This window comes from Aureibaculum flavum (assembly GCF_016406085.1).
GTDB lineage: Bacteria > Bacteroidota > Bacteroidia > Flavobacteriales > Flavobacteriaceae > Aureibaculum > Aureibaculum flavum.
Map to the genome: position 1 here is coordinate 86,108 of NZ_JAEHFJ010000002.1, position 19,422 is coordinate 105,529.

A 19,422-nucleotide genomic window follows, 5' to 3' on the forward strand; every position below is an offset into this window, starting at 1 on the left:
AATTGGGGGTTAAGTTTTATTTTCTCTTAAAATAAGCGTATTTATAGTTATCTAAGATACTCTTTAAATACGCATGCATCTATTTAATTATTCATTTTAAATAGCCGGATCAGCTGGCGTATTTGGGTTATTTTCTCTTTCCGTAAAAGGATAAGGATAAAAATTCCTATTACGCTCGTTCGTTGTATTAGTCTCTGTTGGCACTACAAAATTTGGATGAAACCTTCTACTATCTTCAAATCGCATACCACTCAAAAATAGCTCAATACTTCTATTTTTATAAATTTCTTCTAATATATCCGATTGACTTGCTGAATTACCAGACCATGCTGCAAGATTTGCATTTACACCAATAGGATCATTGCTTTTTTGTCTAACCAAGTTTAACTGGGTAACTGCATCTGTTAAAAGGTTTTGACGTGCATAAGCTTCCGCTTTATTCAACATCATTTCTCCTGGAAGATAAACTGGGATAGGAGATGTGCTAGAGGCAAAAAAGCCTAACATTTCACTCAATGGTTGTCCGCCCGCATCAGCGTTTGCATTACCTGCATCAACCCCTAAATAAAAATTAGTACGATCATCACCAGCTTCTGGAGTATATGCTCCTAGTAATCCGAAATTTGATTGTGGATTTAAATCATTAGAATTCACTGTTCTATTCCAAATTGGATTTTGATTATTCGCATCATAAACCCACATAGAACTTATAGAACTACTTGAATTTATTACGGCGTCAGCTGCCGCTATTGCTTCTGTATAGTTTCCCGCAATTAATTGATATCTCGACAAAAATGCATTGACTGTTTTTTCTAAATCCATATCAGCCCAAAGCACACTCGATTTAAAATCATCTGACAACGGTGCCGCTGACATAACATCACGTGCTTCTTTTAATAAGGAAATACATTCTGCTAACACTGTAGCTCTATCACTAAACGGAGCAGCTCCATCAGCTTGATTATTTATTGGAACTTGTTCAAACATTTGAATCAAATTACCTAAACACATCGCCTTAAACAAATTACCATAGGCAATTAGCCCACTTCTTGTACCATTTGCCAACTCAACGTCATTAGCTCCTTCAATTAAAGATTCTGCCATACCTTTAGCTCTAAGTAAACTTACCCAAGGATTTGTAATACCTCCGCTTTCACTAGGTAATTCGGCACCACCTTTCGCTAATTCATTTATGTTTAAAAAAGTATTGGTCACACCAAGCTCTCTAGTCGTTATTCCAGGGGCTTCAATTACCTGTCTTAAAGCGGTTGTAGAATAATATTGTCTTATTCCAATACTCAAAGCAAAAAGCCCTTCTTTTGTACCCAAAACCACTTCTTCAGTCGGATTATTTGGATTTTCAAATTCAGTTTCACAACCAGTAAATAAACAACTGGAAATAAGCAAAACAATTATAAACTTATATATATTTAAATTTTTCATCTTTTTATTTTTTTAGCTTAAAATGTTGCAGTTAGACCCAATTTAATTACTCTAGGTATAGGTGTTAATCCCATAATTCCTCCTCTAGATCCATTACTTTGACCATCCATATTCACTTCAGGATCAAAACTTGAAAAATTATCAAATGATAATAAATTACGCCCTGTTAATGTAAATTTAATATTATCAACTCCTTTTAAGGGTTTCTTTAATGAATATCCTGCCGATAGTTCTCTTAATTTTATATAAGAACCGTCTTCTATATAAGATTCCGCGATACCAAACTTAGCAGCTCCTGTTCCTCTAACGCTCTCTCCATTTAACTCACTTGCCGCAGCGGGACCGCCGCCAAAACGATAGTACATTCTAGTATCCCAACTTAACACATCTACACCCTGAACTGCATCCAGTTGCATTCTAAAAGAAAAGTTTTTATAGGTAACTTCATTAATCAAAGAAGCTATAAAATCAGGATTCGGATCGCCGATTACCTTGCTTAAACTTGCTCCAGTAGGTTGCCCTGATGCATCTCGTTCTGCAATTGGGTTTCCGTTAGTGTCATAAGACCCTTTTTCTCTTTGAGGAAGACCTCCTGACGTTAACAACAAACTACCATCATCATTTCTCGCATAATACCCTTGATAAAAAACACCGAGAGGTTGTCCGTTTTTAGCTACAGAAAATCCAAAATTTCCAATAGAAAACTGTTCACCTTCAATATTATTTACTTCATTTTTATTGGTTGAAAAAGTACCCGTAACCGACCATGTAAAATCAGATGTTTGTACTGGAGTACCCGTGATTAAAGCTTCGAATCCTTTATTTTTCATTGTTCCAATATTTTCAATACGAGAACCTGCACCTGTAGAAGGTGACAATGTTCTAGCCAACAATAAATCTTCAATATCTTGAGAATAATAAGTTAGTTCAATACCCAATCTGTTTTTAAACAAACTCATATCCACTCCAAATTCCAATTCTGTTTGTCTTTCAGGACTCAAATCTGGGTTACCTAATTGACTCGGCGAAATTAAACCAGAACTTCCATCAATACTCACTGCTCCATAATTTGTAAGTCGATCAAAAGGACCAATTGCTGTTAAGTTTCCTGCTTGACCCCATGCGGCTCTAATTTTAAAACTATTAAAAGTACTTCCTAAACTCTCTTTCCAAAACTCTTCTTGTGATAAAAGATAAGACATACTTGCTTTTGGATAGAATTGATTTCTTTCATCAGCACCAAATACCGAAGATCCATCCAATCTAATTGCTCCTGTCACAAAAAGTTTATTGTCAAAACCAAAGGTTTGTTGTACAAAACCTCCCCAAAATGTTCTTTCACTTCTAAATTCATTTGTTGTAACTGAGGCAGCTCCATTGGTTGTTGTAACCCCTAAAGCAAGTCCAGTAGCAGAAATAGATCTTATATCAGTATCATCAGCCTGCCATGAAAATCCAGCTGTAGTTGTAGATTCGAACCTATCACTAATATCTGTCATAAATGTAGCGTTCAAATCACTATTGAGTTGCTTCGTACTTATGGTAGAGGTACTAGCACTACCCAAGGCTACCGTATTGGTTCCGATAGGTATATACGTTGACCCTACTGATTCTGCATTGTCATAACCTAACGTATAATTTATATTGAGCCCCTCAATAGGTTTTAAATTAAGTTGTAAATCACTAATTATCCTGTTGTTCTTTTGTCTAAAATCAAACGTATCTATATATTCAAATATATTTGGGTAAAAAGTCATGTTCGGATAGTTGCCATCTGCATCTTTAGAAGGATCAATTTTATTGTCAGAAAATAAAATGGTAGGCAATATTCCAGCCCCATAACCTCCACTTGGGGTATCATTACTATTACTTGTTGAAAAATAGGTTCCTATAGAAGCTGAAGCCCAATCGTTGAGTTCTTGATTGATTCTTATTCTTCCGCCTGTCCTCTCAAAGTCTGTACCTTTCATTATTCCTTCATTTTTCAAATAAGAAAGTGATGCAAAATAATTGGTTTTTTCCATTCCCCCTGCAACAGAAACGTAGTTGTCTGTTCCAACTGAATTTTGAAATACCATATCTTGATAATCATACCTTGTAACTGGAACCGTTGTTAAATCAGTAATATCACCAGAAGCCCAATCTAAAGGTGCTTCGTTAAAATCACGTTTTTTTCGCAAAGAATTGAAATTAACACTTGTTGATAAGGTAATAACAGGCTCACCAGTCTTTCCTCTTTTAGTAAAAATTTGCACAACACCATTACTAGCTCGTGACCCATATATTGCAGCCGCAGCGGCCCCTTTAATCACTTCAATTCTATCAATATCTTGTGGGTTAATATCTGATAATCGGTTTTGCACAACACCACTTACCCCCAAAACATTGGTTGAATTGTTGTTAACAATGACTCCATCTATAATATAAAGAGGATCAGAACTCCCGTTTACCGTACTTGCACTTCTTAATCTCACACTTATACCTCCGGCAGGGTCACCTGAATTTTGTGAAACCTGAATACCTGCTAATTTACCAGATAATGCACCTGTAATATCTAACGAAGCGGATTCAGCTATTTCTAAACCACTAACGCTAGAAATAACATTACCAATTTGTTTTTTAGCGGTTAATGCACCAACCCCGGTAATCACTACCTCATCCAAACCTAAAATATCTGCACTCATTGCTGCATCTATTGTAATTTCTGATTGCGATTCGTACGTAAATGGCACTTCTTTAGTTGAAAATCCGATAGACCTAAAAACAAGAATATTATTTCCTGATTTTACATTAGCCTCTAAGGTATAATTACCCGAAAAATCTGTAACAGCCCCTTTGCTTGTGTTTTTAATTTGAACTGTAACTCCTGGTATTGTTTCACCAAAATCATCTGTTACTGTTCCTGATATACTTACAGATTGTGCAACCATCATTTGCACAAAAAGCAGCATCAGAATTGTCGAAAATAAATAATTCTTTTTTTTCATTTTGAGTTAGTATTTTATATTAGTTAGACCAAATATATAAAACAATACGCGAACACCATTTATATTAACGCAAAAAAAACCTGAGTATATTTACTCAGGTTTTAAACGTATTAAACTCTAAATTAATTCTTTTATAAGCCAATAACTAACGTAGCTGTTAACTTTCCGTTATCGATGTCTAACTCAGCTGGATTTGAAAATTGTGTAAATCCATAGACACCTGTATTCGTAGATTTTTGATATGCTAAATCTAATTTAACATTCCCTCTAAATTTAAATCCTGTACCTAAAGAAAAACCTCTTACATTATCTGTATCAATAGCATCAGCATAAGGACTTTGTTTATAAAAATAACCACCTCTTAAACTCATTATTTTACCAACACGCCACTCACCACCTATTCTTAATTCTGAAGTATTTTGTAAATCATTTCTAAAACTTTCATTTACATCTATAAATTCATTGTTTGGTTTCAATTTCGTTTTTGAATAATTTTTAAACGTATAATCTAAACTTATCAATCCTTCTTTTCCGAAAAGGTAAGCAATACTTCCCGTAGCTTTCGCTGGAGTCACTAAATCATATTCAAAAACATTAACATCAGAATATTCCCTATATAACCTGGAATCATTACTTACCTGAATTTCCAAATCATCACTATATTCTTCAGTTAAATTATACCAAGTTGGAGTTTGAAAAGCAAAACCTAATCTTAACTCTTGAACAGGTTTTGCAATAAAACCAAAGTTTAAACCAATACCTTGTCCATACGTATACAACTCTTGTAACAGTGAAGCGTCCAATCTATTACCACTACCATCATTATTCGACTCCTCAAATAAACCATTTTGATAATGTTCCAATTTATGAGATACTATTGATAGACCTATACTAAATTTATCATTGAACTCAGCCGCCATAGAAAGGGTAAATTTTTCATTTTGCCCTGAATTACTATTTCCAAAAAATTGACCATCTACATTTTCATAATACATATCATTGGCGGGATTGGTGTCTTCATTTAAATAAGGATCTCCATTATATTCTGAAATATTACTAGCTCCATTTATGTTATACCCATTTTCAAAATCTTTGACTAAGGAATAATTAAATCCAAGAGCAAATTTTGTCCAATTGGAACGTCCTGATGTATCAAAAACCAATACGGCACCCGCTTGAGACATGTTAAAATAACTATCAGAATTATCAGTAGAAGTACCATAATAACTACTTAATACATCCGTATTTCTTAAACCTAACGTAATTGATCCTTGAGACCTAGTAAAAACAGTTAAACCTGCTGGGTTAATATCTCCAGCTGACATATCTCCACCTAAACTTCCAAATGCCCCACTCATCGCATTAAACCTCGCCGTACCATTAATATCTTCATCAGAAAACAGTACTGCTCCATCAAAATTACTTATTACTTGAGCGTTAATTACTAAGGAGGATAGCAATCCTCCTATTAAAAATAGAATTTTTTTCATAATAATTTTATTGATTTTTTATTGACGTCTTGAGCTACTTCTTGATGATGAACTTCTTGAAGAAGAAGATGAAGACCTAGAAGTTGAACTACTTCTTGATGCACTACTACTTCTTGAAGGTGAACTACTTCTTGAAACACTAGAACTTCTTGACGGACTACTACTTCTTGTTACGCTACTTGGAGAAGAAGTTCTCGACCTTGTAACTGTTCTAGGTGAACTTGAACTCCTATTCACTGTACTTCTATTTACAGTTCTAACTCGTCTCGGAGCTGTTACACTTCTATTTGTAGGACTAACTGTTCTTCTATTTACTTGAGATGAACTTCTTCTTATTGTTGAACTTTGACTTCTTACTGCCGAAGACCTTGGTGTATTACTACGTCTAACCGTACTAGAGCGATTAGTACTTCCTGAACTTCTTTGAACACCTGAATTGTTTCTAGGTGTAGTTGTTCTCCTAATTGTAGAACTATTGTTTCTTGGCGAAGTAGAAGTATTACGTCTAACACTAGAGTTTGTTCTAGGATTAGTCGATGTACTTCTTCTAACGGTTGAATTGCTTCTAGAATTTACGGAACTTCTTCGACTCACTCCCTCGGTACTTCTTGTTGCTACAGTTCTTCTTGTAGTTGCCCCATTAATACGTCTGGTTGCATCGCTAGCAACAGAAGATCTTCTACTATAAGCACTCCTATTACTTAGTCTGCTTGTATTATTAGCATATCTTCTTCCATAAGTGTAGTTATTTCCGTAGTTACCATTTCTATTTCCATAATATGAATTATAGTAGCCATTTCCGTAACCATATCCATAATAAGGTCTGTATCTGTAAGGATTATAAAAAGGAGAATAAAACCCACCATAACCATAATATTGATTATAATAACCTCCATAGCCCCCATTACCATAGTAAAAGTTGTTATAACCTCCGTAATAGCCTTCATTACCATAACCATAACCACCGTAATAGCCATATCTGTAAGGATTATAAAAACCATTCCATCCATAACCAGTATTGATAGTTACTGATACGTTATCTGAATATTCCCAAGGAGAACCTCCTTCATTATAATCACCGTCCTCATAATATTCAATATCATCTTCGTACCCATAATCATCAATATCTGTTATGATGTCATCTTGCGATATTTCATCATACCTTTCTGCTTCTCTTCTAAAGTAGTCTTGATATTTATTACTTTCTGGACGGGCCTCCTCAACTACAACACGAGTTTCAGTATTACCAGTCGCATATATTCCGTCATCGTCATAAGTAGTACCTTGATAAGTACCACACGATGTTAAGCCCATTAATATCAATCCTGTTAAAGAAAGATATGTAACTTTTCTGCTGATGTTATTATTTATTTTCATATTGAGTAAATTTAATGGTATTAAATTACAAAATATATTTAGTTTTGTACTAATTAATTTTGTGTTAACTATATCACAATATTTATGCCAAAACACAATACATGAGTAAAAACTTAACGAAACGTAGCGAAGATTATTCTAAATGGTACAATGAATTAGTTGTAAATGCTGATTTAGCGGAAATGTCTGGAGTTAGAGGTTGCATGGTTATAAAACCATATGGCTATGCTATTTGGGAAAAAATGCAAGCCGAATTAGATAGAATGTTTAAGGAAACAGGCCATGAAAATGCTTATTTTCCACTTTTTATACCCAAATCTTATTTTAGTAAAGAAGCCAGCCATGTTGATGGTTTTGCCAAAGAATGTGCCGTTGTAACACATTATAGATTAAAAAATGCAGAAGATGGCAGTGGTATTGTAGTTGACGAAGATGCTAAATTAGAAGAAGAATTAATAGTAAGACCTACTTCAGAAACTATTATTTGGGATACCTATAGAAAATGGGTGCAATCGTACAGAGATTTACCAATTTTAGTGAATCAATGGGCCAACGTTGTCCGTTGGGAAATGAGAACACGTCTATTTTTACGTACGGCTGAATTTTTATGGCAAGAAGGTCATACCGCACATGCTACAAAGCAAGAAGCTTTGGTTGAAGCGAAACTGATGCAAGGCGTTTATGCTGATTTTGCAGAAAATTTTATGGCAATGCCTGTTATAAAAGGCACAAAAACTGAAAGCGAACGGTTTGCTGGTGCCTTAGAAACCTATACTATAGAAGCTTTAATGCAGGATGGTAAAGCATTACAAGCCGGAACATCTCATTTTTTAGGTCAGAATTTTGCTAAAGCATTTGATGTGAAATTTACTTCAAAAGAAGGAAAGCTAGAATATGTTTGGGCAACTTCCTGGGGGGTATCTACTCGTTTGATGGGAGCTTTAGTAATGACACATTCTGACGATAAAGGATTGGTATTGCCACCTAACTTAGCTCCTATACAAGTTGTTATAGTACCTATATACAAAGGAGAAGAACAACTTGAGATGATTTCAGTTAAAGCTAAAGAAATTATGGCTGAACTCAAATCAAAGGGCATTTCTGTTAAATTTGATGATAGAGACACCTATAAGCCAGGATGGAAATTTGCACAATATGAACTGAAAGGAGTACCGCTTCGTATTGCAATGGGACCAAGAGATATGGAAAATGGCACTGTTGAATTGGCCAGAAGAGATACGCTGACCAAAGAAACTGTAAATCAAGATGTTTTGGTTGCTACTATTGAAGCTTTATTGGTTGAAATTCAAGAAAGTTTATTCGATAAAGCGAAAAACTACAGAAATAGTCATATCACTGAAGTTGACAATTTTGAAGATTTTAAAACAACATTAAATGGTAAAGGAGGTTTTATATCTGCTCATTGGGATGGGACTTCTGAGACTGAAAATAAGATAAAGGACTTAACAAAAGCTACAATTCGTTGTATTCCGAATGAAGCTATCGAAGAAGAAGGAGTTTGTGTGTTTAGTGGTAAGCCTTCAACAAAAAGAGTCCTTTTTGCGAAAGCCTATTAATTCAAGTCCTAATAAACAGAATTTATAATACAACACTGAATTTGTTCGCGTTTGTTATTTCAACCCAAATTCAGTGTGTTTTTATTTTTTTTTAAAAAAAATACTACTTTTTTTAAAAAAGACTTGCAGAGTTCAAAAATTGTATTATTTTTGCACTCGCTTTGCAAGATAACAAAGCACTATGGTCCGTTCGTCTAGGGGTTAGGACGCCAGGTTTTCATCCTGGTAACAGGGGTTCGATTCCCCTACGGACTACAAAATGTTTAATCATGAATATAATGATTGATTATACAACTTATCAAGTATTGATGAGATAACAATTAAAAAAAAGTCAAATGGCAAATCACAAGTCAGCGTTAAAGAGAATTAGAAATAGTGAGACTAAACGCTTAAGAAATAAGTTTCAGCATAAAACCACAAGAAATGCTATAAAAGCTTTACGTGAGATTGAAAAGAAAGCTGATGCTGAAAAGCAATTGAATTCAGTTCTTGCTATGGTAGATAAATTAGCTAAAAAAAGCATTATTCATAACAATAAAGCTGCTAATTTAAAATCTAAACTTACTAAGCACGTAGCTGCTTTATAATTTTCTTACAAATTAACACACATAAAGACTGTCTTACTAGACGGTCTTTTTTGTTTTAAAAGGTTTTATCTTTTAAAAATAAAGAAAATTGTCACACTCCTCAATTTAAATTACCTCCACCTATTATATTCATTAGATAGGTTCCTATATTATTTCAGAGGCAATATACCCTCCATTTATCAATATTTTTCATCTTCTAATAAATTAACTATTCAGTTCTTAACACATCGTAAAACATCCTAATTAATAACATTAAGTTCTAAAAACAGTACAGAGATGACTATTTTAGTAATAAATAGTACTTAAAAAATAGGAGTTTTTAATTCTTAGTTGTTCTATACTAAAAGGAACAAAAATGGAAAAGAACAACGAAGAAGAATTAACTTATGTCTTATTTGGTGCAGAAGCTATTCAAATCTATACTATTTCTTTAAGCATGTTATTATCATCAGTGCATTTGGTATACAAGGTAGCTGCTTATAATGATGTAAAGAGTTTTGTAGCTGAGAGTAAACGGTGGGATAACTTTATAGAAATAACTAAGGATGATTATATCACTCTAAAAAAAAAATTAGTTGAAAAACCTTCAACGGGTAACAAGCATAAAAAGACTAAAAATAAAGGTAAACCTTCTTTTTTTAACTTTTTCAAATAAACACTTACCATTCATAGGTTCTATCAGCATCTAGTCTAATAAAAATAAAGAGTAAAATAGTAAACCCCCATAAAGAGGAACCTCCATAACTAAAAAACGGCAACGGAATACCAATTGTAGGTACCAATCCTATAACCATTCCGACATTTATCATAAAGTGAAAAAAGAATATGGTTGCTATAGAATAACCAAATACCCTACTAAACTTTAGTTTTTGCCTTTCAGCAACTCGTATTATTCGTAATATAAAGGCTATAAATATAATTATTACCGCACTTGTACCAATAAAACCCCATTCCTCACCGACAGTACTGAAAATATAATCTGTATGTTGCTCAGGCACAAAATTACCTTGAGTTCTATCTCCTTCTAAAAAACCTTTACCTGTTAAGCCTCCAGAACCAATTGTAATCATTGATTGATTCGTATTATACCCAATACCTCTTGGATCAACTTCTTTACCTAAAACAATACTAAATCGATCTCTATGGCGTTGTCCAAATACATTATTAAAAATGTAATCAACACTAAACATAAATAGCCCTACAATTAGAAATAAAACAATAACCTTAGGCCACTCTCTATTTAACTGAAATTTATTTATGTTAATCAAGTATAATATCATCAACGTTAGCAATGCAATTATAATTATAAGAGCTGTTATAAATCCAAAATATAATGTAGATAAAAACAAAATCATTAACATAAAACCAATTCCTAAATAAATACCAGGAAGTCCTTCTCGATACATTACAAAAAACAATGTAAAATAAATTATCCCTGACCCTGGGTCTGGCTGTAACGCAATTAAGACCGCTGGTATGGATAGAATTAAAAAGGCTCTAATTTGAGTTTTAAAATTACTGAGATCCCTATTGGGCTCATTCAAAAAATTTGCTAACGCTAGTATCGTAGCAACCTTTGCAAACTCAGATGGCTGCAAACTAACCCCTCCAAAATTATACCAAGAAGTAGCACCGTTAATAGTATTTCCAAATAGGAATAACCCCGCTAAGCTCAGCATTGAAATAACATAAAAAACACCGGCAAAACGTTCATAAAATTTGGCATCAATGGATATTATTATCACAATTAGCACACCGCTTAAGCCAATCCACCGCAACTGTTTTCCATATAACGTAGTACTATCAAAAACACTTTGACTAGTATCTGTAACAGAGGCCGCATAAATATTTATCCAACCCAAAAACACGAGCACTATAAAAAATAATACCAATACCCAGTCTACACCAGCAAATATGTTATTCTGCCTTTTCCTCAAGTTCTTTTTTTAATTTTTCTTTAATTTCTTTTTCTAATTGTTCTGTTAAAAGCTGCTTATCATATTCTTCTCTAAGACTACCTTCAAACATACGTTTTTCCTCTCTTGGTCTAGACACATCTCCTCTAATATATTTTTCTATCATTAGAGACGCCATAGGTCCAGCCCACCTAGACCCCCAATAACCATTTTCAACAAAAACCGCAATGGCTATTTTAGGATTATCTTTAGGAGCAAAAGCAATAAAAATGGAATGATCTTGACCATGTGGGTTTTCCGCTGTACCTGTTTTTCCGCAAATCTCTATACCCTCAACCCGAGACCATCTTGCCGTACCTTTTTCAACAGTATTATACATACCTTCAATTACAGGAGTAAAATGTTCTTTATCTATTGAAGTTTTATTAGGTGTTATAAATTTATCGATTTGAATTGGTTTATTATCAATTTTTTTTATGATATGCGGTGTAAAATAATATCCTTTGTTTGCAATTGCAGCAGTCATATTTGCCAATTGAATGGGGGTTGTTAAAATTTCACCTTGCCCAATGGCGTTAGAAATAGTAGTTGAAGCTCCCCATTTAAATGTAGGATAATACCTATCATACAATTTCTCATCAGGTACAACACCCCGTCGCCCAGTTGAAAGGTCATTATGCAAAAAATCACCTAAACCGAAACTTTTAACGTGATTACTCCAAACTTTCATGCCTTCGGTTGCTGTAGGATATTTTTCAATTATCTTTTTATAGGTATTTGCAAAATAAGAATTACATGATCTATAAATCCCCATATCTAACTTTATCGGGGCACCATGTACACCGCAATGACAAGCCATAAATGCCTTTGAACTTCTTCCATATCTGAATCCTCCATAACAGTAAAAATGGGTCTCCGGCGTTATTACCCCTTCCTGTAGACCAATTAATGCATTTAACACTTTAAAGGGCGATCCTGGTGGATATTGAGCTAACAATGATCTATCGAACATTGGTTTTTCATGACTATCACTATCTAATTTATTATAATTCTTAGATCGTTCTCTACCTACCAATAGATTAGGATCATAGGTAGGTGCAGATACCAAAGCTAAAATTTCTCCTGTTGCAGGTTCTATCGCAACAATCCCACCTCTTTTATTTGCCATAAGGTCTTCGGCATATTTTTGGAGTTTGATATCAATGGTAATATTAACATCTTTACCTACTATCGATAATGTATCATACTCACCTCCTTTGTAAGGACCGATTACTTTATTAAAACGATCTTTTTGAATAAATTTCACCCCTTTAACACCTCTTAACGCTTCCTCGTATTCTTTTTCAACGCCATTTTTACCAATTAGCTCTCCTTGTTGATAGTTTATATTGTCTTTTAAATCAGCGGTTGTCACTTCAGAGATATAACCCAAAACATTAGCTGCTGACTTTATAGGATATTGTCTTAAGGATCGTTTTTGAATGTAAAAACCTTTGTATTTGTACATTTTTTCTTGGAGGTAAGCATAATCGCTTTTTGACAGTTGTGCCACAAACACTGATGGTATACGTGGGGAGTAATTTCTAGCTTTTTTATACTTCTTTAGAAAAGCTTTTTTATCAATTTTTAATAGATTACAAAACTCTAGGGTATCCAATGGTTTAACATCACGAGGAACAATCATAACATCATACGATGGTTGGTTGGCAACAATTAACACGCCGTTTCTATCATAAATAAAGCCTCTTTCGGGATAGTCGTATTTCGGCGTTACGGCAGAATTATTAAGTGGCGAGCCCGTATACTTAGAATCTAGTACCTGAATATAGAATAATCTGAGAATGAATAATAACCCCACCAATAATATAGAAAAATATGCAATATATTTTTTCTCCATTACTATTTGTTTTTATTTAATAATAATAAACTAAATATTATTAAGATAATTGTAAAAATACTTGTTAAAATTGTTCTGGAAAGAATGGTTAGTATTTCTGCAAATTTAAAATATTCTAAACTAAAGAGTACTAAATGATGTGTTAAAGTTATTATCGCAATAAAGCTTAACAATTTTAAAAATGGAAGTTTAATAATTTTAAATACAGGAAAATCTATTTCAGATTTCCGCGTTAACGCTTTTATTAATGGTAATCTTATATAAGCAATACAAACCGTTGCAGCAGCATTTACACCACCCGAATCTAGAAAAAAATCAATACTTAAGCCTAAGAGAAAGCTTAAAATGAGTAATAAACCTCTATCTTTTCTTAATGGGAAAACAATCACAAATAAGATATATAAAAATGGATTTATATACCCTAAAAAATTAATGTTGTTTAGTATGATAACTTGAACAAGTATCAAAACAATAAATAATAAACTATTTTTAACTATTTCGTTCATTAATTTAATCCTTGTTCTAAGTTTTCTATCTCCTCTTTGTCATAACTTGTTATAATATTTACGGGGCCAATAGCACTCATATCATTAAACAACTTGACATTAACTTCCTTATACGTATTGTTCTCTTTATTAAAGTTTAAAATTGTACCCACTGGAATTCCTTCAGGAAAAATAGTAGATTTACCTCCAGTAATAATAGTGTCTCCAACTTTAATATTTGCCTGAATGGCTATATCCTTTATTTGAAGTACATTATAATCTTTTCCATTCCAAGCTAAAGATCCATAATGAAAACTATTTAATAATTTTACATTGATATTAGAAGCTTCATTTAAAATAGACAATACAGTAGTATATTTTTTTGATGTAGAATTAGTTATTCCAATAACTCCTCTGCTGTTTACGACGCCCTGATCAGGTTTAATACCCTGATCCAAACCAGCATCAATCATAAGAAAATTAAATTTCCTGTTATACTGATTTCTGATTACTTTAGCTGAAGTATAGCTGTATTTTTGAAAATATTTAACTGAATCTACCACAGAAACTGCTTTTGAAGAAGAATCTCTCGGGATTTTTGACAATAGATTTTTCAATCTAACATTTTCTTCTTGAAGTTGCTCGTTATACTCCTTTAAGCTTGTATACTCTTTAAAAGCATTAACTTTCTTGTAAACACCTCCAGTAATAGCATTCGCTGAATTTACAAATTTACTATTATGATAAGAATGACTTTGCATTGTAAATGTAAAAGCTATAATTTCTAGCAACAAGAAGAGTAAAAAGTACTTGTTTTTTAGTATAAAACTAATTATTTGTTGCATATTATAACATAGTGTCAAGTAAAAGCCAAAACCTACGTACAATACAATACGTCTTTTGCACCATCCCTTTGTTAAAAAATAATTTCGTAGCTAAGGCTCTGCAATAAATTTTTGCCTGTGTGTAGCATAAAAACTGCGGTTCCATATGTGTCATTTCAGCTATAACTTGACACTAAACATTTCTATTTCATTAATACCATTTGGTATTTTTCTAAGTCCTTCAAAGCAATACCAGTACCTCTAACTACGGCTCTTAAGGGATCTTCTGCAACATACACAGGTAAATCTGTTTTACGTGAAAGCCTTTTATCTAAGCCTCTTAGCATCGATCCACCACCTGCTAAATAAATACCAGTATTATAAATATCAGCTGCCAATTCTGGTGGCGTCTGAGATAGCGTTTCCATTACAGCATCTTCAATTCTAAGAATTGATTTATCTAATGCTTTAGCAATTTCTCTATATGATATTTTTATTTGTTTTGGTTTTCCACTCAATAAATCTCTACCCTGAACTAAAATATCTTCTGGTGGATTATCTAATTCTTCTGTAGCAGCTCCAACAACAATTTTTATATTTTCAGCAGTAGCTTCACCGACATACAAATTATGTTGTGTACGCATATAATATGCTATATCATTGGTAAATACATCACCCGCAACTTTTATTGATTTATCACAAACAATACCTCCTAAAGCAATTACTGCAATTTCAGTAGTACCACCACCTATATCTATAATCATATTTCCTTTCGGCTGCATAATATCTATCCCAATACCAACAGCTGCTGCCATTGGTTCATGAATTAGATAAATATCTTTGGCGTTCATATGTTCGGCAGAATCTCTTACCGCCCTCTTTTCAACTTCTGTTATACCTGAAGGAATACAAATTACCATTCGTAAAGACGGAGGAAAGAAAAAACGTTTTTTAATTGAAGGAATTTGCTTTATAAATTCCTTTATCATTTGTTCTGAAGCCTCAAAATCGGCTATTACACCATCTTTTAAGGGGCGGATAGTTTTAATATTCTCATGCGTTTTACCTTGCATAAGATTGGCTCTTTTACCAATAGCAATAATTTTGCCAGTTGTTCTATCCTTTGCTACAATTGACGGACTATCAATAACTACTTTACCATTGTGAATGATCAGTGTATTGGCAGTTCCTAAATCAATCGCAACGTCTTCAGTCAGGAAGTCAAAAAATCCCATAGAGTTATTTAGTTTGGGTTATTTAATTTTTGCGAATTGCCAAAGTTAATAAAATTAAAGTAATGTTAACGAAAGTTCGTCCCAAATTTAAATAAAAACTTTTGTCGAAGCCTCAAAGCTTAAAATGAGGATACAATAGGAGTGCATTGCATTTAAATAAAAATTGGATCAAATCTTAATTATTTATTTTACACATAACTAAATTCACTTAATTTACAGAATTAAAAAACCTATTTTACTGATAATTAAAAGTTTAATTATCAGTAAAATAAGCAATTTATCAATCCAAAGAATTCAACTAACTAAATTTGCTCGCTTAATGCTTAAAATGTCTAGTTCCTGTAAATACCATAGGCATATTTTGACTATTACAATAATCGATAGATAATTTATCTTTTATTGATCCTCCTGGTTGAATAACAGCATTTATTCCAGCATTTTTGGCTATTTCTACACAATCAGGGAAAGGAAAAAAGGCATCACTTGCCATTACCGCGTTATTCAAATCAAATTCAAAATGTTTTGCTTTTACAATCGCTTGATTCAAAGCATCAACTCTAGAGGTTTGCCCTGTACCACTCGCAAAAAGCTGTTTATTTTTTACTAAAACTATCGTATTTGATTTGGTGTTTTTACAAATTTTAGAAGCGAAGATTAAATCATCAATTTCCTCATCAGATGGTTTAGCATTCGTTACAACTTCTAAATCTTTAACTGAATCCGTCTTGTTATCTCTATCTTGAACTAAAACTCCATTTAAGCAAGTTCTTACCGAAGTTTTAGAAAGTTCAACTTCTTTTAAAATAAGAAGAATTCTATTTTTTTTACCTTTTAAAATTTCCAAAGCCTCATCACTAAAAGAAGGTGCAATTACTACTTCACAAAACAAATTATGAATTTGTTCCGCTGTTGCTTTGTCAATTTCCATATTTGCAATTAGAACTCCACCAAAAGCAGAAACAGGATCGCCTGCCAAGGCATCTCTATAAGCTTCTGAAAGGGTATCGCGTTGAGCAAAACCACACGCATTATTATGCTTTAATATAGCAAAAGTTGGAGCTTCATTTTTGAATTCATTCATTAAATTAACAGCTGCATCAACATCTAATAAGTTATTATAACTCAACTCTTTTCCATGTAGTTTGGTGAACATAGCATCAAAATCTCCAAAGAAAAACCCTTTTTGATGCGGATTTTCTCCATAACGCAACACCTGACCATTGGTTTCACTAATCTTAAGAACAACCTCCTCTTCATTTGTATTAAAATAGTTGAAAATAGCAGTATCGTAATGTGAAGAAACATTAAATGACTTGCCAGCAAAACTCTTACGTTGCTCAATCGTTGTTTCTCCATTTTGAGAAGAAATGATTTCTAAAAACTCGTCATATTGCTCCATTGAAGAAACACAAATAACATCTTTAAAGTTCTTGGCTGCAGCTCTTATCAAAGAAATACCGCCTATATCAATTTTTTCTATAATTTCTTGTTCAGGAGCCCCGGAAGCAACTGTTTTTTCAAATGGGTATAAATCTACAATTACAATATCTAATTCAGGAATTTCAAACTCTGCTAATTGAGTAACATCACTCTCATTTTCACGTCTAGACAATATCCCTCCAAATACTTTGGGGTGTAATGTTTTAACTCGACCACCTAAAATGGAAGGATAAGAAGTTAAATCCTCTACGGGTTCTACTTGAATACCCAATTCGTTGATGAATTTCTCAGTACCGCCTGTTGAATAAATAGTTACACCTAATTCATTTAACTTCTGAACTATAGGCCCTAAACCATCTTTATGAAATACTGATATTAATGCTGATTTTGCTTTTTTTGAAGAACTCATTTTTTCCTGTTATAATTTTCACCAAAGCTACTAAAACACAATTGCTTCTGCACCAAAAAATTTTGGTGATTTATTAACAGGTGTTAATAGTTTTTTATGAAGTATAGCAATGCATTGATTTTGATGATTTCAAATTATCAATTAATCACTAAAAATAGAAGTATACAAACACAAAATATTATCAATACTGAATTAGTTCTATTGATATGAATACCTATTCATTTTACACCATTACATCGATAAAAATTATAATTTACTTACACAGTCACACACAAACTCCAACAACTCCTCATCATCTTTAGTAAACGGATTTACAATATGTGAGTCAATATCAATTTGACCAATATTTTCACCATTTATAAAAATTGGAATTACAATTTCAGATTTTACTTTAAATCCACAAGAGATGTAATTATCTTGTTCAACAACATCTTGTACCACAAAATTTTTATTGCTTACTGCAACTTGCCCACAAATCCCTTTTCCAAAAGGAATAATGGTATGCTCCGTTGGTTCACCAGCATACTGAGCTAATTTCAATTCCTCTTTATCACCATTCTTAAAATAGAATCCAACCCAATCGTAATAACTAATAGTTTCCTTTAAAAAATCACAAATTCTCTGTAGCTTATCTCCGTATGCCAGATTGCTATTTGCAATAGCAACAATATTCTGTTTCAAAGTTTCTATATCCATAAGATTAATTATATTTGACTGACGCAAAAATAACCCACTTTAGTTTGAAAAAGAGAAAAACAATTATAAGATTTTTAATAAAGTTTTTTGTTACTTATTTTTTGTTGGTAGGTATTTATTCTATTTATCTAAAACAAACGCAACAAAAAGGTGATGTATTCTCTTGCTCACCTATAACAAAAACGGTTGCTAAACATTCGCAACAATTTGGTGAGTTTTTCGGCTATCCAGTTCATGTAGAACAACATGAGTCAGAATTATCAATGAAATTCTTTGTTGGAGATGCCTATATTGCTAGAGTTGTAGAAGGTTGTAATGCCATAAGTGTAATTATACTCTTCTTAACTTTTATTATCGCATTTTCAGGAAGCTTAAAAGCTACAATTATTTACGCCATTGTTGGAACTTTCTTTTTATATATAGTTAATGTAGCTCGAGTTTTCATCTTAAGTATGTTAATGTATAAATACCCTGAGTATCAAGATATATTGCACAACTTATTGTTTCCTGCTATTATTTATGGTGCTGTATTTTTACTATGGATCATTTGGGTAAAACGTTTTTCCTATTTAAAAAAGCCTAAGAATGAGTAGAGCTGTTAAATACATTCTTGTTTTTTTACTTTTTACAATGCTCGTTTTAGTAAGGGCATTTCAAAAGCATTTGTTTTACGATCCATTTATTCATTATTTTGCAAGTGACTTCTTAGCAAAACCAATACCAGAATACAACACTTTTAAGTTATTTGCAAGTCTATTTATGAGGTACCTCATAAATACAATAATTTCTCTAGCAATTATCTATGTTATTTTTCGCAAAAAAGGATTAGTCAAATTTTCTATAAAATTTTTTACAGCCGCATTTATTTTCTTAGGAATTTTTTATTTTATTCTTCTTCAAATGGAAATGTTAGATGGCTATTTACTCACGTTTTATATCAGGCGTTTTTTAGTTCACCCTATTTTTGTTTTGATTCTTGTACCTGCATTTTATTATCAGCAAAAACTCGTTAAACAATCCAAAAAAATGTAATTTTAACGTTTAGTTTCCGACTAACCA

Annotated in this window: 16 protein-coding genes and 1 tRNA gene; 6 read left to right on the plus strand and 11 right to left on the minus strand. The window is 32.7% G+C overall.

Annotated features, from left to right (window positions below; translation table 11 throughout):
- Positions 1 to 96: 96 nt before the first annotated feature.
- The 4 genes from JBL43_RS03790 to JBL43_RS03805 all read right to left on the minus strand — a co-directional run bounded on the left by JBL43_RS03790 (position 97) and on the right by JBL43_RS03805 (position 7,297).
- Positions 97 to 1,443, minus strand: coding sequence for a RagB/SusD family nutrient uptake outer membrane protein (locus JBL43_RS03790; RefSeq protein WP_198840153.1), 1,347 nt, complete (start codon positions 1,441 to 1,443; stop codon positions 97 to 99).
- A gap of 17 nt (positions 1,444 to 1,460) precedes the next feature.
- Complete coding sequence (locus JBL43_RS03795; protein WP_198840154.1) at positions 1,461 to 4,430, minus strand: SusC/RagA family TonB-linked outer membrane protein; 2,970 nt, start codon at positions 4,428 to 4,430, stop codon at positions 1,461 to 1,463.
- A 131-nt stretch (positions 4,431 to 4,561) separates the two neighbouring features.
- Positions 4,562 to 5,920 (minus strand): OmpP1/FadL family transporter, encoded by a 1,359-nt coding sequence (locus JBL43_RS03800; RefSeq protein ID WP_198840155.1) that lies wholly within the window; start codon positions 5,918 to 5,920, stop codon positions 4,562 to 4,564.
- Between the two features lie 18 nt (positions 5,921 to 5,938).
- Positions 5,939 to 7,297: a hypothetical protein gene (locus tag JBL43_RS03805; RefSeq protein ID WP_198840156.1), complete on the minus strand. Its 1,359-nt coding sequence runs from the start codon at positions 7,295 to 7,297 to the stop codon at positions 5,939 to 5,941.
- A 101-nt stretch (positions 7,298 to 7,398) separates the two neighbouring features.
- Here JBL43_RS03805 and proS point away from each other — a divergent pair, with 101 nt between their 5' ends.
- From proS to JBL43_RS03825, 4 genes are all read left to right on the plus strand, one after another.
- The gene (gene proS, locus JBL43_RS03810) at positions 7,399 to 8,874 is read left to right on the plus strand and encodes a proline--tRNA ligase (protein WP_198840157.1); all 1,476 of its coding nucleotides are present in this window, start codon (positions 7,399 to 7,401) and stop codon (positions 8,872 to 8,874) included.
- Positions 8,875 to 9,057: 183 nt separating this feature from the next.
- Positions 9,058 to 9,129: transfer RNA gene (locus tag JBL43_RS03815), tRNA-Glu, on the plus strand.
- An 80-nt stretch (positions 9,130 to 9,209) separates the two neighbouring features.
- Positions 9,210 to 9,461 carry a 30S ribosomal protein S20 gene (rpsT, locus tag JBL43_RS03820; protein WP_138948764.1) on the plus strand — a complete coding sequence of 84 codons (252 nt, stop codon included), beginning with the start codon at positions 9,210 to 9,212 and terminating at the stop codon, positions 9,459 to 9,461.
- Between the two features lie 355 nt (positions 9,462 to 9,816).
- The gene (locus tag JBL43_RS03825) at positions 9,817 to 10,116 is read left to right on the plus strand and encodes a hypothetical protein (protein ID WP_198840158.1); all 300 of its coding nucleotides are present in this window, start codon (positions 9,817 to 9,819) and stop codon (positions 10,114 to 10,116) included.
- Between the two features lie 4 nt (positions 10,117 to 10,120).
- On the opposite strand, the gene rodA is transcribed toward JBL43_RS03825, so the two are convergent.
- The 7 genes from rodA to JBL43_RS03860 all read right to left on the minus strand — a co-directional run bounded on the left by rodA (position 10,121) and on the right by JBL43_RS03860 (position 18,363).
- Positions 10,121 to 11,398 carry a rod shape-determining protein RodA gene (gene rodA, locus JBL43_RS03830; RefSeq protein WP_198840159.1) on the minus strand — a complete coding sequence of 426 codons (1,278 nt, stop codon included), beginning with the start codon at positions 11,396 to 11,398 and terminating at the stop codon, positions 10,121 to 10,123.
- Entirely contained in the window at positions 11,379 to 13,274 is a 1,896-nt protein-coding gene (gene mrdA / locus JBL43_RS03835) for a penicillin-binding protein 2 (protein ID WP_198840160.1), read from the minus strand. Before mrdA ends, rodA begins: the two co-directional genes overlap by 20 nt.
- A 2-nt stretch (positions 13,275 to 13,276) precedes the next feature.
- Positions 13,277 to 13,780 carry a rod shape-determining protein MreD gene (gene mreD / locus JBL43_RS03840; protein ID WP_198840161.1) on the minus strand — a complete coding sequence of 168 codons (504 nt, stop codon included), beginning with the start codon at positions 13,778 to 13,780 and terminating at the stop codon, positions 13,277 to 13,279.
- Positions 13,780 to 14,604 (minus strand): rod shape-determining protein MreC, encoded by an 825-nt coding sequence (gene mreC / locus JBL43_RS03845; protein ID WP_198840162.1) that lies wholly within the window; start codon positions 14,602 to 14,604, stop codon positions 13,780 to 13,782. The genes mreD and mreC overlap by 1 nt, the downstream gene beginning before the upstream one ends.
- Before the next feature lie 182 nt (positions 14,605 to 14,786).
- The gene (locus JBL43_RS03850; protein WP_138948758.1) at positions 14,787 to 15,818 is read right to left on the minus strand and encodes a rod shape-determining protein; all 1,032 of its coding nucleotides are present in this window, start codon (positions 15,816 to 15,818) and stop codon (positions 14,787 to 14,789) included.
- 316 nt (positions 15,819 to 16,134) lie between these two features.
- The gene (gene purH, locus JBL43_RS03855) at positions 16,135 to 17,667 is read right to left on the minus strand and encodes a bifunctional phosphoribosylaminoimidazolecarboxamide formyltransferase/IMP cyclohydrolase (protein WP_198840163.1); all 1,533 of its coding nucleotides are present in this window, start codon (positions 17,665 to 17,667) and stop codon (positions 16,135 to 16,137) included.
- A gap of 246 nt (positions 17,668 to 17,913) precedes the next feature.
- Positions 17,914 to 18,363 carry an XrtF-associated fRMsr-like GAF protein gene (locus JBL43_RS03860; RefSeq protein ID WP_198840164.1) on the minus strand — a complete coding sequence of 150 codons (450 nt, stop codon included), beginning with the start codon at positions 18,361 to 18,363 and terminating at the stop codon, positions 17,914 to 17,916.
- Positions 18,364 to 18,407: 44 nt separating this feature from the next.
- Here JBL43_RS03860 and xrtF point away from each other — a divergent pair, with 44 nt between their 5' ends.
- Positions 18,408 to 18,956 carry an exosortase family protein XrtF gene (gene xrtF / locus JBL43_RS03865; RefSeq protein WP_198840165.1) on the plus strand — a complete coding sequence of 183 codons (549 nt, stop codon included), beginning with the start codon at positions 18,408 to 18,410 and terminating at the stop codon, positions 18,954 to 18,956.
- The gene (locus tag JBL43_RS03870; protein WP_198840166.1) at positions 18,949 to 19,395 is read left to right on the plus strand and encodes an exosortase F system-associated membrane protein; all 447 of its coding nucleotides are present in this window, start codon (positions 18,949 to 18,951) and stop codon (positions 19,393 to 19,395) included. The genes xrtF and JBL43_RS03870 overlap by 8 nt, the downstream gene beginning before the upstream one ends.
- The last annotated feature ends 27 nt before the right edge of the window (positions 19,396 to 19,422 follow it).

Coding starts and splice junctions, on each gene's coding strand:
- JBL43_RS03795 (WP_198840154.1), bottom strand. CDS start 4,430: ATGAAAAAAAAGAATTATTTATTTTCGACAATTCTGATGCTGCTTTTT.
- JBL43_RS03800 (WP_198840155.1), bottom strand. CDS start 5,920: ATGAAAAAAATTCTATTTTTAATAGGAGGATTGCTATCCTCCTTAGTA.
- mreD (WP_198840161.1), bottom strand. CDS start 13,780: ATGAACGAAATAGTTAAAAATAGTTTATTATTTATTGTTTTGATACTT.
- mreC (WP_198840162.1), bottom strand. CDS start 14,604: ATGCAACAAATAATTAGTTTTATACTAAAAAACAAGTACTTTTTACTC.
- JBL43_RS03805 (WP_198840156.1), bottom strand. CDS start 7,297: ATGAAAATAAATAATAACATCAGCAGAAAAGTTACATATCTTTCTTTA.
- mrdA (WP_198840160.1), bottom strand. CDS start 13,274: ATGGAGAAAAAATATATTGCATATTTTTCTATATTATTGGTGGGGTTA.
- JBL43_RS03790 (WP_198840153.1), bottom strand. CDS start 1,443: ATGAAAAATTTAAATATATATAAGTTTATAATTGTTTTGCTTATTTCC.
- JBL43_RS03860 (WP_198840164.1), bottom strand. CDS start 18,363: ATGGATATAGAAACTTTGAAACAGAATATTGTTGCTATTGCAAATAGC.
- rpsT (WP_138948764.1), top strand. CDS start 9,210: ATGGCAAATCACAAGTCAGCGTTAAAGAGAATTAGAAATAGTGAGACT.
- JBL43_RS03850 (WP_138948758.1), bottom strand. CDS start 15,818: ATGGGATTTTTTGACTTCCTGACTGAAGACGTTGCGATTGATTTAGGA.
- JBL43_RS03870 (WP_198840166.1), top strand. CDS start 18,949: ATGAGTAGAGCTGTTAAATACATTCTTGTTTTTTTACTTTTTACAATG.
- purH (WP_198840163.1), bottom strand. CDS start 17,667: ATGAGTTCTTCAAAAAAAGCAAAATCAGCATTAATATCAGTATTTCAT.
- proS (WP_198840157.1), top strand. CDS start 7,399: ATGAGTAAAAACTTAACGAAACGTAGCGAAGATTATTCTAAATGGTAC.
- JBL43_RS03825 (WP_198840158.1), top strand. CDS start 9,817: ATGGAAAAGAACAACGAAGAAGAATTAACTTATGTCTTATTTGGTGCA.